Origin of the sequence: Kribbella sp. NPDC058693, from assembly GCF_042715335.1 — a bacterium.
In the GTDB taxonomy this organism is placed as follows: Bacteria; Actinomycetota; Actinomycetes; order Propionibacteriales; family Kribbellaceae; genus Kribbella; species Kribbella jiaozuonensis.
This window is the reverse complement of record NZ_JBHXSQ010000005.1, coordinates 325,367-339,924: the sequence shown is the minus strand read 5'-3', so window position 1 is coordinate 339,924 and position 14,558 is coordinate 325,367. Positions and strand designations below refer to the sequence as shown.

The following is a 14,558-nucleotide window of genomic DNA, read 5'->3' as shown; positions in this document are numbered from 1 at the left end:
TCCCGACGTACACAATCCTCAGTCGGCCAAAGCTTCTCGTACGGCGTTGAGGCGGGCGGCGTACCGGGGCCAGGCGAAGCCTGTCTGCGTGTAGATCGTGGTGGTTTCGGCCAGCAGCGTGGCGGCCTGCGGGCCGTTGCCCTGTGCGACGGCGAGCGCGGTGGCTACTGCCCGAGCCGCCAGCCAGGAGGTGCTCTGCTCGGTTGTCTCGGCGAAGACTGCGTCGAGGAGTGCGGCTGCCTCGTCCACTTCGCCTTGCAGGATGAGGAGATCGGCCAGGTCGATGTACGCGTGCGTGACGCCGCTGTCGTCGGCAACGGCGTACTCGACTGCGGACCGTAGGTACTTCTCGGCGGCGTCGAGGTCAGCGCGGGCGACGGCGACCACGCCGCGGATCACCTCGTTGAGCGGGAGGATCTGGCGGTCGTCGAGGCGGCGTGCGTAGTGGTCGGACTCGGCGGCCGCCTTGAGTGCTTCGTCGTACCGGTTGAGGCTGACGAGTGCGCCGGCAAGGTTGCTGAGGCCGCGGGACAGGCCGTGCTCGTCGCCGTACTCGCGGTCCGCGACGATGCAGGTCTCGTAGCACTCGAGGGCCTTCGCAGGTTGGCCTGTGTAGACGTAGAGGGTGCCCAGTGCGTCGGTGCAGGCGGAGAGTCTGCGTTCGTGTTGCGGTGAGGTCCGGGCGAGTGCTTGGCCTGCCAGCAAGGGGGTGAACGCGTCTGTGAGATGGCCGCGTTCGATCTCGACGATGCTGCGGTAGTAGAGCGCTGTCAGGGTGAGGGTGTCGTCGTCCTGTGTTCGGGCCAGTGCTTCGGCTTCGGTGAGGGCTTCTGCGGCTTGGTCGAAGCGGCCGCGCATGGTGAGGACGAAGCCGTGGTTGCTGAGGGCGGCAACTCGTTCGGCGGTGGTTGCGTTCGGGGCGTCCGCGAGTGCTGCGAAGTGGCGGGCGGCTTCGGCGTACCAGCCTCTGATCAGCCAGGGGGTGTGGAGGGCTAGGGCTAGTCGGAGGCCTACGACGGCGCGGTCTGTGCCTGGGGCGCGGTCCAGGATGTCGAGCAGGTTGGGCCATTCGGCGAAGACTTCGGTGACGGAGTCGGCCGATGCGAAGTCGTCGTCGCGGGCGGCTGTCTGGACGAAGCTGAGGGCCCAGTCGAGTTGTGCTGTGCGGGCTTGGTCGGTCTCGCGTGCGTCCTCGAGCTTGGTCAGTGCGTAGTCGCGGACGGTTTCCAGGAGGCGGAAGCGGCGGCCGTTCACGGCTTCGACTGTGAGGAGGGAGCGGTCGGCCAGCTCGGTCAGGGCCGGTGCTACGTCGCGGGGGTCGTCGGCGACCTGTTCGGCGGCTTCGAGGGTGAAGCCACCGGCGAATACGGCTATGCGGCGGAGTACTGCGCGCTCTCGGTCACCTAGGAGTTGATGGCTCCAGTCGAGTGCGGCGACCAGACTGGTGTGTCTGAGCTGGGCGTCGCGGGAGCCGGCCACCAGTAGTCGCATGCGGTCGGCCAGGCGCTTTGCGAGTTGGGGGACGGTCAGGGTGCGGGTGAGACCGGCGGCCAGCTCGATGCCTAGTGGGTAGCGGTCTACCGCCGTACAGATGGCTGCGATCTGCTCGGGGTCGGCGCTGTGGGCGTCGGTGGCGCAGCGCTCGGTGAACAGCTTGGCCGCGTCCAGTGCGTCCAGGGGGCGCATCGGCCAGACTTCCTCGGCTGCCAGCTGGAGTGGTCGCTGGGAGGTGACCAGGATGGTCAGGGCGGGCGCCTGACGGAGCAGTCCGGCGACGATCTCGGCCGTCTGCTCGACGACGTGCTCCGCGTTGTCGAGCACCAACACGGACCCATCCAGGCTCGCCGCAGCCGCCCCAATCGGATCGTGCCCGCCGGCGTCATCCCCCACAATCGCTTCCAGTACTGCGGTTTCCCGCTGCAACGGCGCCAACTCCACAACCCGCACGACCCGCTTCGTGGCGCGCGCAGCTTCGAACGCCAACCGCGACTTCCCACTCCCCGGCCCACCCGTCAACGTAACCAACCCAGGCTGCTCCAACCGCCGCACGAGCGAGGAGAGCTCAGCGTCCCGCCCCACAAAGCTGGTGAGAGGCGCCGGCAGCTGAACCGTTGGGGTGTCAGGAGGAGGTGGTGAAACCGTGGTCTTCGGGGTTTTGAGTAGGAGGGTTGGGTCTTGGCGGAGTAGGCGGAGTTCCATCGCCGCTGTGTCTGGGGTGGGGTCTACGCCTAGTTCTTCGGCTAGGCGGGTGCGGAGTTTGGAGAGGCGGGAGAGGGCGTCGGCTTGGCGGCCGGTGCGGTAGAGGGCGAGGGCTAGTAGGCACCAGAGGCGTTCGTGTAAAGGGTTTTCGCCCGCCAGCGCCTCGAGCTCGCGGGCGGCTTCGGCTGCGTGGCCCAGGGCTAGCTCGGCGTCCAGGAGTTCGACCTGGAGAGCCAGGCGCCACGCGTCGAGTTGTTCGCCCTCGGCAACGGAGTACGGGACGGTGCGTAGGTCGGCGAGGGATGGGCCTCGCCAGTGGGAGAGCGCCGCGCGGGCCGACGTACGGACGAGGGCGTGGTCACCGGACCGTACGGCTGCGTGCATCTGCTCGGCTGCGGCTCGCGCCTCGGTTAGGTCGGTGACGCGGGCGGCGAGTGCATACCCGCCGTTCGAGCGGGTGAGGAGTGAAGGGAGCTCGAGAGCTGACCGGAGCCGGGACGCGAGGACGCGCAGGCGCTCGGTCGGGCGGGCCAGGTCGACGTCACCCCAGAGGTCGGCCGCGAGCCGGTTGTCCGGAACGGACATGCCACCGGCCAGCGCGAGCCGGACGAGCAGCGCCCGTTCCAGCGGGCGGTCGACCGAGAGCGGGGTGCCGCCAACCCTGACCACCAGAGGGCCGAGAACACGGACCTCTAGCAGCGGCTCGGGAGGCATACCCGCAAGTATTACAGTGGTCGGCCACCCACGCTCTGTAATTCTCCGCCGGAGTTGGATTACTTGGCAGAGATTTGGGGTACTACTGTCCGGCCAAATGCGCCGCTGCGGACAGCGGGATCTGCAGCCAGGTCGGCCGGTTCCGCGCCTCGTACAGCACCTCGTAGATGACCTTGTCGGCGAGGAACGAGTTCAGCAGCACGGTCTGCTCACGCGGATCGGTGCCCGCCACCTCGGCGTACCCGTCGCAGAAGGCCTGCTGGTTGCGGGCCGCCCACTCGGTCGCCCGGTATGCGATCTGCTGGTCGCCGCGATGATCGGCCAGCAACGACCGGGCCGCGTAGTCGAACGAGCGCAGCATCCCGGCGATGTCCTTCACCGGGGTGTCCAGCGCCCGCCGCTCGATCAGCGACTTGGCCGGCTCGCCCTCGAAGTCGATCAGCTTCCAGCCGTCGATCGTCCGCAGTACCTGTCCGAGATGGAAGTCCCCGTGGATGCGTTGGACAGTGACCGGCTGGTCGTACGCCGCCAGCGCGTCGAACGCACGCGTCAGCCCGTCGGCGTACGGCGCGAGCTCCGGGATCGCGGCCGCCGCCTTGTCGAGCCGGCGGCGCATCGCGTCCGCGTGCTCGACCAGCTTGGCCGGCTCCCAGATGTCGGTGCCGAGCGCCTTGGCCAACTCCGAGTGCACCTGCGCGGTGCTCGCGCCGAGCCGGTGCGACTCGGGTGCGAAGTCGCCGCCGACCTCCTCGGCGTGCAGGTCGGCCTCGGCGTACAGGTCCCGCACCGAGGAGGTCGCGAACGACCAGCCGTCGGTGGCGTTGCTCTGGAACGCCGTCATCATCGCCAGCTCGCCCGAGTCGGTGCCGCCGCCGGCGCGCGGCCACCTACCGCGCGCAGACCCCAGCACCTCCGGGACCAGTTCGGACCCGGACTCGGTGAGCGCCGACTCGATCTCGACCCCCGGGTTGCTCCCGGGCTCGAGCCGGCGGAACACCTTCAGCAGCGCGACATCGCCGAACACCAGCGAGGTGTTGCTCTGCTCGACGGTGAGGACCAGCGACTGTGCGTCCTCCGGCACCTCGATCTTGCGGTCCGGAGCCTGGACGGGATGGAACTCCAGCCCGTCCAGCTGCCGTCCGTGGGTCAGCCCGTCCAGCCAGTACGGCGTTGCTTCCTTGTCGTGCAAGGCGTCGTACACCCAGACCTCGGCGTCGTCGAGATCCGGCTCCACCCACTCACCGATCAGCGCATGGCCGAGGTTGTCGACCGGTGTGCGGTGGTAGCTGAGCGGCAGCTGGTAGACCCGGATCGGGATCTCCACCCCAGGCGGACCCGCACAGTAGACGAACCCGATCCGGACCGCCGGCCAGGCGCCCTCGTCCGACAGCCACACCGACGTGGCCATCGCTTCGACGCGGACGTCGTGTCCCTTCTCCCCGAACCACCTCTGGCCCGCGCAGAAGGACTGGACCTGGTCCAGATGCGAATTCACTACATGCTCTCCTCGTGGTCAGCCGGCTTCGCCAGCCGGAACCAGTAGAAACCGTGGGCGCCGAGGGTCAGAAGGTAGGGCAACTCCCCGATCGTCGGGAAGTGCACACCGCCGAGCAACTCGATCGGCTCCACTCCTTGCCACTGCCGCAGATCCAGCTCGATCGGCTGCGGGAAGCGGGACAGGTTGTTCACGCACAGCACCACGTCGTCGCCGAACTCGCGCACGTACGACAGGACGCTCGGGTTCGAACCGCCGAGATCGGTGAACGTGCCCATCCCGAAGCAGGGGTGCTGCTTGCGGGTCTGGATCATCCGGCGGGTCCAGTGCAGCAGCGACGAGGCGTTCTCCATCTCGGCCTCGACGTTCACCGCCTGGAAGCCGTAGACCGGGTCCATGATCACCGGCAGGCTCAGCTTGCCGGGCGTCGCGGTGGAGAACGAGGCGTTGCGGTCCGGGGACCACTGCATCGGCGTACGGACGCCGTCGCGGTCGCCCAGCCAGATGTTGTCGCCCATGCCGATCTCGTCGCCGTAGTACAGGATCGGGGAGCCGGGCAGGCTGAGCAGCAGCGCGGTGAACAGCTCCATCTTGTTCACGTCGTTGTCCAGCAGCGGTGCCAGCCGGCGGCGGATGCCGATGTTCGCCTTCATCCGCGGGTCCTGGGCGTACTCGCCCCACATGTAGTCGCGGTCCTCGTCGCTGACCATCTCGAGCGTGAGCTCGTCGTGGTTGCGCAGGAAGATGCCCCACTGGCAGGTGTCCGGGATCTCCGGCGTCTGGGCCAGGATCTCCGAGATCGGGAAGCGGGACTCGCGCCGTACGCCCATGAAGATGCGCGGCATCACCGGGAAGTGGAACGCCATCTGGCACTCGTCGCCGCCGGAGTCGCGGTCGCCGAAGTACTCGACCACGTCGGCCGGCCACTGGTTCGCCTCGCAGAGCAGGACGCGGTCCTCGTAGTTCGCGTCGACCTCCTTGCGGATCCGCTTCAGGAACTCGTGGGTCCGGGGGAGGTTCTCGCAGTTCGTGCCGTCGGTCTCGAACAGGTACGGCACCGCGTCCAGCCGGAAGCCGTCGACGCCGCGGTCCAGCCAGAACTTCAGCGCGTCGACGATCGCGTCGCCGACGGCCGGGTTCTCGAAGTTCAGGTCCGGCTGGTTGGCGTAGAACCGGTGCCAGAAGTACTGGCCGCGGACCGGGTCCCAGGTCCAGTTCGAGCTCTCGGTGTCGACGAAGATGATCCGCGCGTCGGCGTACTTGTCGTCGGTGTCGGACCAGACGTAGAAGTCGCCGAACGGGCCGTCCGGGTCCTGCCGGGAGGCCTGGAACCAGGGGTGCTGGTCCGAGGTGTGGTTCATCACGAAGTCGACGATCACCCGGATGCCGCGCGCGTGCGCCTGGACCAGGAACTCCTCGAAGTCCTGCACGGTGCCGACCTCCGGCATCACGCCGGTGTAGTCGGAGACGTCGTAACCGCCGTCGCGCAGCGGGGACGGCTGGAACGGCGGCAACCAGAGGCAGTCGACACCGAGCCACTCGAGATAGTCGAGCTTCTCGGTCAGACCCTGCAGGTCGCCGATGCCGTCGGCGTTCGAGTCCTTGAAGGACCGCACGAGGACCTCGTAGAAGACGGCCCGCTTGAACCACAGCGGGTCACTCTTCGTCAGTCCGTGGTGCTGCTCCGGCAGCATGTCGGTCACGCTCACCTCCATCGGGTGTCTCCAAACCTAGCGGTACTGCGGCTTGTACTACGGCACGCCGCCACGAACGTGACGACGGTGTGTGGACCCGCCCTGGACATGCACTGATCTCAGGTACCCCACCAGGGCGCACCTAAAAGGAGCAGTACGTAGATCCGGACGCTTCCGGTGATGTGGTGACGCCGTCGGTCGGACGGTCCCGCAAGGCGTTCCGCATAGTCTGACGGCCCTTTGCCAGTACAAGCAAATAGGCACGCACTCACTCAGCGACGACGGCCTTCGTTCTGCCGTTCGGCCCCCTGCGCGGTACTTCGCCGACCGGCTCCGCGGCGCAACCGGGGCCGTCTCTTGACCGCCCCGTTGGCATCCGCGACCCCGTCCCGCGGGTCCCGCTGCCTGAGCAACTCCTCAGCCGTGAACACCTGATCCGGCTCGAGGGGTTCCGTCGCGTCCGGCTCCATCGGCCTCTCTCCCTTGTTCGGCAATGCGAGCTACCTGCGGCGGCCTCGCTCGCCCTTCTCCCGCGACGGCTGTCTCGCTGCCCCGCGCCCGCCGGGGCGACCTGTTCCGTCCCCGGACTGCACGGCCTGTGCCGCGGGCGCGCTTCCTTGGGCGACCTCCTGCGGGGTCAACTCCCGCGCTTGGCGCCTGGCCAGCTTCGGGTTGCGGAGCTGCTCGGCCGTCAGGCCGGTGTCTCGCATGATGCTGCCCATCGTGCCCTTGGCCACGTCCCGGTTGTGCACCGGCACGGTCGTACCGCGACCGTCCGGATGTTTCATGATGTGGTGGCTGCCCTCGACCCGGTCGACGGTGAAGTCCCACTTCTCGAGAGCGGCGACGACGTCGGCGCCGCGCATCGCCGGGATGTTGCTGGCCATCAGGGCGTTTCGACGGTGACGGTGATCAGGTTCGGCACCCCGAACGACTTGATCAGTCCGGTCAGTGCCTCTCGGAGATCCTCGACGGCTGCTTCCGGGCTATCGCCCTCACCGTTCGCGCCGACGCCATGGCGCAGGAGCGCGTGCGCGCACCAAACACCGTCCTCGTCCTGCTCGATCGTGTAGGGGACAGTGACCTCGCTCTTCACAGTCCAACCCTCTTTCCCGCGGCGTCCTCGACCGTCACCACCAACTGCTCGGGCACGCCGACTTCCTGGCCTCCTGGCTGCTGAGTGTTGTTGCGATCGTAGGGCTGGGGGTGGGTCAGTCGGGGAGGGTGATTACCAGGTGGTCGGGGATGCCGGTGTCGGTGGTGGCTTGGGTTATTGAGGTGCGGAGGTCTTCCAGGGCTTGCTCGCGGGTTTCGCCTTCGCCCTGGAGGAAGATGTCGGGGGTGAGGGCTGCCTCGGCGAGCCAGGTGCCGTCCTCGTCCTGTTCGACGACGTAGGGGACGTGGAGCTCGGGCAACTGCGTCTCCTCGTGGTCAGTCGCGGGGGTCCGCGGACTTGCGGGGGCGGCGGGTGTACTTCGTGAAGCCGGCCCGCTCGGCATCGGCCTCGGAGCGGAACCACACTTCAGGTTTCGTACGCCCGTAGTACGGCGAATCCGGCGTGTGGAACAGCTTCGACTGCGCGTTGCCCTTGATCGTGAACCCGTCCGGCGGCCCTTGGTGCGGCACCGCCTCGGCCGAACCTTCGCCGTACCGCCCGGGCTGCACCACGGTCGCCTGCCGCTCAGGCGCAGTCATCTCCGCGTCGAACAGGGTCGGCTCAGAGTCCATCACCCGAGAGAAGACCGGCTCGACCGTCTCCCGGACCGGAGCGGCCGGTGCAGCTGGGCTCGCCGGCGCTGCCGGGGTCGCCCGTGCTGCCGGGGTGGCTGGAGCGGCCGGGGTGGGGTGTGGTGTTGGGGCTGCTTGGGATGCTGTGGCGCCAACAAGCACTGGCTCTGGCTCGAGTGCGGGCTCTTCGAGCGGGGGAGCGGCGGCGGGTTTGCGGCGATCCAGCAGGACCCACGTGATCGCCGCACCGAGAAAGAACGCGAGCATCGACCACAGCCAGTTGTGGCGTAACAGCCAGCTCATCCGCGCGCCTCCCTCACCAGGCGATGTACAAGCCACGCGGCCGCGCTGCCCAGGACGAAGGCGACCAGTAGCAGGATCCAGGTCTCGGCGATCAGCCAACTCATTCAGTTCCCCTGCACTACTCGGAGCTCGGCCCGGCGGTTCGCGATCCGCCCGGCGCCGGTGGCGTTGGAAGCGATCGGGAAGGCCTGCCCGTACCCGTGCGCGAGGATGCGGTCCGCGTTCACCCCGAGCCGCACCAGCTCCGCCTTCACCGCGGCGGCGCGACGCTCGGACAACGGCAGGCTGGTCGCCGGCGAACCCAGGTCGTCGGTGTGACCCGCAACCTCGACCCGCATCGTCGTACACGACTTCAGTACGGCGGCCGCCCGCGCCACCGACGGCTTCGACGCGTCGTTCACGATCGACGTACCGGACAGGAAGTTGATCTTGTACTGCCGGCTGAACTCGGCCAGCCGGGTCGGGAACGTACGGCACGGCTCGCTCACCGTCGACTTCGACGGCGCCGGCAGCTGCAGTTGGTCGGCCACGACCGCGCCGGGCACCGCCTTCGCAGCGGCCCGTCCGACAGTCGCCTTGGTCGCCTGGTCCGGCACCTCGCCCGACAGCGTGACCGTGTCCCCGTCGTACCGCACCGAAGCGTCGCCCGTCCCGATCGCGAGCGCCCGCAGCAGCGCGGAGATCGTCGCCGCATCGGCGAACCCGTTGGCCGGGTCGATCGTGGTGCGGTCGTCGTACTCGCGGTCCGGGCCGAGCAACTGCTCAACCTCCGCGGAGAACGCGTCCTTCACCGCCTGGCTCTTCACCGGCGCCTGCACCCGGATCGACCGATCCGTCCGCCCGACCTCGAACGCCGGTACGGCGGACTCCTCCGTCGGCGCACTCGTCGCCGTCGGTGTCGGCGTCGGACTGGCCCCACCCTCGATCCGGACCGACCGAACTCCTTCGACCCCGGCCGCGATCTCCTGCACCTGCGCAGGATCCACCGCATCAGGTACGACGATCTTCGCGTCCCGGCCGTCGAAATCGACCGCTGCGTTCTCGATCCCGCGGGCCTTCAGCGCGGCGACCGTACGGTCGCGCAGATCGTCCTCGGTGGTGCCGGCCCTGGCGGGAATCAGCACAGCCGTCAGCAGTACAGGTACTGCGAGGGCCGCCAGCAACCAGATGACGAGCGGCCGCCGAACCAGACCGGGCACTGTTCCTCCGTGGATGCGATCAGAGTGGCCGTGCGCGAGGAGACTACTCCGCATCGCCCCGGCTCCGCACACTCCAACGGGGAGCGTCGCCGTTTTTCCTTCTGCGGAAGCCGTCTGGGGAGCTGTCCTGTCTCGGACAGGACGCATATGTGCCAGCTCGGTGCGCAGTGAATCCCTTGACTTAGTTCGCGCCGTGAACCGTACTTATGGCGGGCCGGATCGAGTGGGAGGGGCTTGCTGTGGTGTCGATGGAGTCGATGGAGAGGTCGTCCGATTCGTCATTGATCATCGGCGTGGCCGCGTCCACGGCCGAACGAGTACACCTGGCTCGTCTGCTCGGTGAAGCCGACGCACTGCTCCTGGTGTCCAGCGCGGACCAGGCCCGCGCGTTCCTGGAGCTCACCGGAGTCAGCATCGCGCCGAGCTCGGCAGTGCTGGCTCCCACCGTCGCACCGGTCGCCAAGCCGATCAGGGCGGTGCCAGAACCGGTGGCCGAACTGCGGCTGGACGTCGACCGCCGCGTGGTCCGCTGGAAGGACCGCGAGATGCCGCTGACCCGGCTGGAGCACGACTTCCTGCACTGCCTGGTGACAGAGCCCGGACGGGTCTGGACGTACCAGCGTCTGCACCACGCGGTCTGGGGCAACGAGCACCTCGGCCACGGCTCGCACATCCACTCGGTCGTCAAACGCCTGCGCCAGAAGCTCACGAACCTCGGCGCCACCGTCACCATCCACGCGGTCCGCGGCGTCGGCTTCCACCTTCTCCCGACGGCCTGAGAAAGGGCTCGGCCCCCGGACCATGCGGTCCGGGGGCCGAGCTCTTTACTGCCTGACTACTTGATCGACTTCAGTGCGAAGTTCTCGGTGACCGGCGTGCCGGCAACGAGCTTCGTCGTACGGGTTTGTGGCTTGTAGCCGTCCTTGGCGGCGATCAGGGTGAGCGGGTTGTTGCGACGGTCGAGCCAGTAGGCGTACTTACCGTCCTTGTCGGTGATGAAGGTGTACGACTGCGCCCACGAGTCCACCTCGACGATCGCACCCGGGAGGGCGGCGGTGGCGCCGGACGAGCTGACGCCCGTGACGGTGCCGAGCAGCTTGCTCCAGGTGTTCGGCGGGGTGACGTTCATCGTCACGCCGACCGCTGCGACGTTGTACGGGGTGTTCTCGCCGATCGTCACGGCACCGGTGTAGGCGCCGGGCTGGTCGACATTCGCGGTGAGCGTGACCTTGACGGTCGTCGACTGTCCCGGGGCCAGCGTGGCCTCGGTCTTGTCGAGCGACAGCCAGCTCACGTCGGCCGACGACTCGGTGCAGTCCTCGAGACCCGGCAGGGCCTCACTGTCCGCGGTCGCGGTGAAGCCGCCGGACGAGCCGCCGACCTTGTAGAAGCCACACGCCGCGCCACCGCGGTACCGCGGCAGGTTGGAGTTCGGCAGCGCGGTCCAGCTGTCCGCCGCCGGGTCGTACGAGAACCCTGCGTTGGTCACCGCACCGGCCTGGACGCCGCCGACGATCAGCAGCTTGCCACCGGCGACGGCGTACGACGCCGCCCAGTGGTCGGCCGGAGCGTCCGCGATCGCGGTCCAGGAGTCTGCTCCCGGGTCGTAGACGTACGCCGACTTCAGCGAGTTCACGCCGTCGTTACCGCCGGCGCAGTACAGCTTGCCGTCGATGGCGCCGCAGGATGCGAACGCGACCGACTGCGGGTAGTTCGCCAGCGTGGCCCAGGTGTTGCTGGCCGCGTCGTAGCTCACCACGGTGTTGCTCATCGGGGTGCAGCCGGACGTGGTGCAACCGCCGACGGCGTACAGCTTGCCGTCGAGCACAGCCTCACCGGCAGCCGCACGCGGAGCCGGGTTGGCAGCGAGTGCGGACCAGGCGTTGGCGGCCGGGTCGTACGACCAGGTCTCCGGCGCCGGGCCGGCGTCCGCCCAGCCGGAGCTGGCGATGATCTTGCCGCCGACGACGCCGACGGTGATGGCGTTGCGAGCACCCGGCAGCGGGGCGATCGCGGTCCACGCGAGCGTGGCCGGGTCGTACACGTAGCTGTTGGCCGTCGACGCGCTGCCGTTGCCGCCGCCGATCGAGTAGACCTTGCCGTCGAGGTTGACGACCCGGTTGTCCATCACGGTCGCCGGGTAGTCGGCGATGTCTGCCCACGGAGCCGCCTGCGGCTTCGCGGCGACCGGCGCGGTGCCGGTCTTGCCCGACATCATCCGGGCGAACGAGGTGTTCACGGCGATCCGCTGCAGCGGCGCGCCGGTCCCGCTCTCCACCTCGGCCTTGCTGGTCTTGGTGCCGTTCGCGTTCTCCAGGACGAAGCCGCTGTCCTTCTCACCGAACTTCACGTCGACATCCGCGCCGCCGGTGTTGGTGACCTTGAACGACTTGGTCACGGTGCCGGTCGGCAGCTTCAGGTTGCCGGTGATGCTGCCCGGCGTGACCGACAGCTGGCCGGCCTTCAGCGTGTAGTCGGCCGTGGTGGTCCAGTCGGCCTCGACCGGAACGGTCGCGGTCGAGCTGACGTAGTTGCCGGCCTTGGCGGTGAAGCCCTGGTCGCCGTCCACGGAGGAGTACAGCCAGTAGAAGCCGTCGTTCAGGCCGGTGTCCTCCGGCGTCGCGACGGTGGTCGCGCTCTCCGACGAGCCGTCACGGGTGACGACCGCGCCGTTCACGAAAGCGCTGGTGTTGGCGTCCTTGACGTTGCCGACGACGAGACCGCCGCCGTTCGGCTCACAGGTGATCTGGCTGCCGATCAGCACGCTGTCGACCTCCCACCACCATTCGTACGACGCGTCGTAGTAGTGGAACCGCACCTGTACGGCGGACTTGCCCGCCGCCTGCGGGATGGCGATCTCCTTGACGCCACGGGCGTCCGCGGCCTGCGTCAGGATGTTGGCCCAGGTGGCGCCGCCGTCGATCGACAGGTCGACGTCGGCCTTCTCGCCGCCGAGCCAGTTGAGGTCCTGGTTGAACCGGATCACCGGAGCGGTGACCGAGCTCAGGTCGACCACCGGGCTGACCAGTGAGGTGTCCTGCGAACCGCCGGGGCCGTAGTGGTCGCTGTCGATGACCGCGAAGCCGCCGTTGCCGCCGGACAGGTTGGTCCGGTTGCCCGGGTCGTTGAACTGCCACACCTGGCCGTTGCCCTTGTTGTCGACCAGGTTCCAGCCGCTCGGGGTCGCACCCGAGTCGAAGGTCTGGTAGACGCCGTCCGAGCCGTACTTGTAGCCCGGCGCGGTGGTGCAGGAGTCAGCGGTGACCGGTACCGAGATGTTCTTGGTCAGGTTGCCGCTGCCGACCGTGATCGGCTGGCTGACGGTCTGGTAGCCCGGGTACTTCGACTCGACCTTGAGCGAGTACGCCGCACCGGACGGGACCTTCAGGCTGTAGCGGCCGTTGCTCGGGGTCGTGTAGTCGAACACGCCACCCGGGCCCTCCACCGACACCTTCGCGTACAGCGGCCAGCCGTGGCCGGAGCCGTCCGTGACGGTGCCACCGACACTCACCTGCGGAGTGCTCTCCAGGGCGAAGTTCTTGGTGGTGGTCTGACCGGTGGTGATGGTGGCCGTGGCGGTCTGGGTCTTGTACCCGAACGACGCGACCGTGAGCGTGTAGTCGCCGGCCGGAAGCACCGACGAGAACGTGCCGTTGCTGCTGGTGGTCAGCGTCTTGTCGGCCTGACCGTCCTGGTGCACCGTCACGCTGGCGCCCGCGAGGGCAGCGCCACCGGTGGCGGCGGTGACCGTGCCGGACAGCGTGCCGGTGTCGCCGATCGGGGCAGCGTTCAGCAGCGCGAGTGCGTCCAGACGACCCTGACCGAAGACGTTGTTGTTCGCGTCGGTCCCGCCGCACTGGCTGTTCGGCGTGTCGATCGCGGTCTGGTTCAGCAGCGCGCGCGTGGCCGCGACGTCACCCTTCAGGGACGGCGATGCCGACCACAGCAGGGCGACAGTTGCCGTCAGGTGTGGCGTTGCCATCGACGTACCGTTGAAAGCGCCGTACGTGTTACCGGGCAGGCTGGACCGGACGTTGACACCGGGGGCCGAGATGTTCGGCTTGATGGTGCCGTCCTGGCCGACCCCGCGACCGGAGAACGACGCGATGTTGTTGTTGATGTCGTAGGCGCCGGCCGAGTAGTTGCTGGTCAGGCTGCCCGGCGAACCGGAGGTGTTGCAGCCGCCCTCACCACTGTTGCCGTTGGCGAACGCACCGAAGATCCCGGACGCGGTCCAGGCCAGGGTGATGTCCTCCATGAACGGGTCGTTCGACGGCAGGGTCGAGCCCCACGAGTTGTTGATGACGTTCGGCCGCTTGCTCGCGTCCGGGTTCTGCCCGGCGAGGTCGGTCGGCTCGAGCATCCACTGGCCGGACGAGATCAGCGCGGCGTCGCTCGGGCAGCAGCCGTTCGCGGCGATCCACTTCACGCCCGGGGCGACACCGATCTGGTTGCCCGCGCCGTCGTCGCCGACCATGGTGCCCATCGTGTGGGTGCCGTGGCCGTTGCCGTCGGACGGTGCGTTCGGCGAGGTGCCGGCCGCGTCGAACCAGTTGTAGTTGTGGTTGAAGGTGCCGTCACCGTTGTTGCCGCGGTACTGGTTCACCAGCGCCGGGTGGTCGTACTGCACCCCGGTGTCGATGCTGGCGACGACGATGCCCTCACCCTTGTCGCCGTACTGCGACCAGACCTGGTTCGCCTTGATGTTCGCGACGCCCCACTCGACGGCCTGGATCGCCTTCTCCTGCTGGCCCGGCGTGACCTTCGGTACCTCGATCTGGACCGGCGCGTACAGGCCCTCGACCTCGTTGTGGGTGGCCAGGTCCTGCGCCAGGGCCAGCGATCCGCTCTCGATCCGGATCGCGTTCGTGCCCCAGAACGCCTGGTACTTCACGTGCTGCGCGTCCAGCTCGGCGCGAATCGACGCCTGGCTGTCCGCTGCGGCCTCCTTCAGCGCGGCGGCCACAGCCGTGCCGCGCTCGTTCCAGTTGGTGATCCTGCTGGCGGCGGTCAGGTCGGCCTTCGCGCCGAAACGGACCCAGTAGTCCGTCGCGGACTTGGCTTCCTTGCCCTCCAGCTGTGCCTTCAGCTCCGGCTTGATCTTGGCGGCGGGCGATGGCGTGGCTTCCGGTTTGGTCGGCGGTGACGCTTGGGCCTGGCCGGCGGCGGCCATCCCGGTCGCGACGACGGCCAGCGCCGCCAGGGTGCTCACCACGGATCTGGCGA

Annotated in this window: 10 protein-coding genes; 1 reads left to right on the top strand and 9 read right to left on the bottom strand. The window is 68.4% G+C overall.

Translation table 11 applies throughout. The features are described 5' to 3' along the window. Positions 1 to 18 precede the first annotated feature (18 nt). The 8 genes from ACFWUU_RS35870 to ACFWUU_RS35835 form a co-directional block, all read right to left on the bottom strand. Positions 19 to 2,913 (bottom strand): ATP-binding protein, encoded by a 2,895-nt coding sequence (locus tag ACFWUU_RS35870; protein WP_380182503.1) that lies wholly within the window; start codon positions 2,911 to 2,913, stop codon positions 19 to 21. Between the two features lie 82 nt (positions 2,914 to 2,995). Continuing rightward, a complete protein-coding gene (locus ACFWUU_RS35865; RefSeq protein WP_137259401.1) occupies positions 2,996 to 4,408 on the bottom strand; it encodes an aminoglycoside phosphotransferase in 1,413 nt (470 codons plus the stop codon). After that, complete coding sequence (treS, locus tag ACFWUU_RS35860) at positions 4,408 to 6,123, bottom strand: maltose alpha-D-glucosyltransferase (protein WP_380182501.1); 1,716 nt, start codon at positions 6,121 to 6,123, stop codon at positions 4,408 to 4,410. The genes ACFWUU_RS35865 and treS overlap by 1 nt, the downstream gene beginning before the upstream one ends. Before the next feature lie 479 nt (positions 6,124 to 6,602). Continuing rightward, a complete protein-coding gene (locus ACFWUU_RS35855) occupies positions 6,603 to 6,989 on the bottom strand; it encodes a type II toxin-antitoxin system HicA family toxin (protein ID WP_380182499.1) in 387 nt (128 codons plus the stop codon). Beyond that, the gene (locus ACFWUU_RS35850) at positions 6,989 to 7,198 is read right to left on the bottom strand and encodes a type II toxin-antitoxin system HicB family antitoxin (protein ID WP_380182497.1); all 210 of its coding nucleotides are present in this window, start codon (positions 7,196 to 7,198) and stop codon (positions 6,989 to 6,991) included. Before ACFWUU_RS35850 ends, ACFWUU_RS35855 begins: the two co-directional genes overlap by 1 nt. A gap of 115 nt (positions 7,199 to 7,313) precedes the next feature. Continuing rightward, positions 7,314 to 7,517, bottom strand: a complete 204-nt coding sequence (locus ACFWUU_RS35845) for a hypothetical protein (RefSeq protein WP_380182495.1) — start codon at positions 7,515 to 7,517, stop codon at positions 7,314 to 7,316. Between the two features lie 16 nt (positions 7,518 to 7,533). Continuing rightward, positions 7,534 to 8,133 carry a hypothetical protein gene (locus ACFWUU_RS35840; protein ID WP_380182493.1) on the bottom strand — a complete coding sequence of 200 codons (600 nt, stop codon included), beginning with the start codon at positions 8,131 to 8,133 and terminating at the stop codon, positions 7,534 to 7,536. Positions 8,134 to 8,237: 104 nt separating this feature from the next. Continuing rightward, a complete protein-coding gene (locus ACFWUU_RS35835; RefSeq protein ID WP_380182491.1) occupies positions 8,238 to 9,332 on the bottom strand; it encodes an OmpA family protein in 1,095 nt (364 codons plus the stop codon). A 206-nt stretch (positions 9,333 to 9,538) separates the two neighbouring features. On the opposite strand from ACFWUU_RS35835, the gene ACFWUU_RS35830 reads away from it, so the two are divergent. Then, on the top strand, positions 9,539 to 10,111 hold the full coding sequence (locus tag ACFWUU_RS35830) for a winged helix-turn-helix domain-containing protein (RefSeq protein WP_380182489.1): 573 nt from the start codon (positions 9,539 to 9,541) through the stop codon (positions 10,109 to 10,111). Positions 10,112 to 10,167: 56 nt separating this feature from the next. On the opposite strand, the gene ACFWUU_RS35825 is transcribed toward ACFWUU_RS35830, so the two are convergent. Further along, positions 10,168 to 14,547 carry a S8 family serine peptidase gene (locus tag ACFWUU_RS35825; RefSeq protein WP_380182487.1) on the bottom strand — a complete coding sequence of 1,460 codons (4,380 nt, stop codon included), beginning with the start codon at positions 14,545 to 14,547 and terminating at the stop codon, positions 10,168 to 10,170. Positions 14,548 to 14,558: the final 11 nt, after the last annotated feature.

Coding starts and splice junctions, on each gene's coding strand:
- ACFWUU_RS35870 (WP_380182503.1), bottom strand. CDS start 2,913: ATGCCTCCCGAGCCGCTGCTAGAGGTCCGTGTTCTCGGCCCTCTGGTG.
- treS (WP_380182501.1), bottom strand. CDS start 6,123: ATGGAGGTGAGCGTGACCGACATGCTGCCGGAGCAGCACCACGGACTG.
- ACFWUU_RS35855 (WP_380182499.1), bottom strand. CDS start 6,989: ATGGCCAGCAACATCCCGGCGATGCGCGGCGCCGACGTCGTCGCCGCT.
- ACFWUU_RS35840 (WP_380182493.1), bottom strand. CDS start 8,133: ATGAGCTGGCTGTTACGCCACAACTGGCTGTGGTCGATGCTCGCGTTC.
- ACFWUU_RS35830 (WP_380182489.1), top strand. CDS start 9,539: ATGGCGGGCCGGATCGAGTGGGAGGGGCTTGCTGTGGTGTCGATGGAG.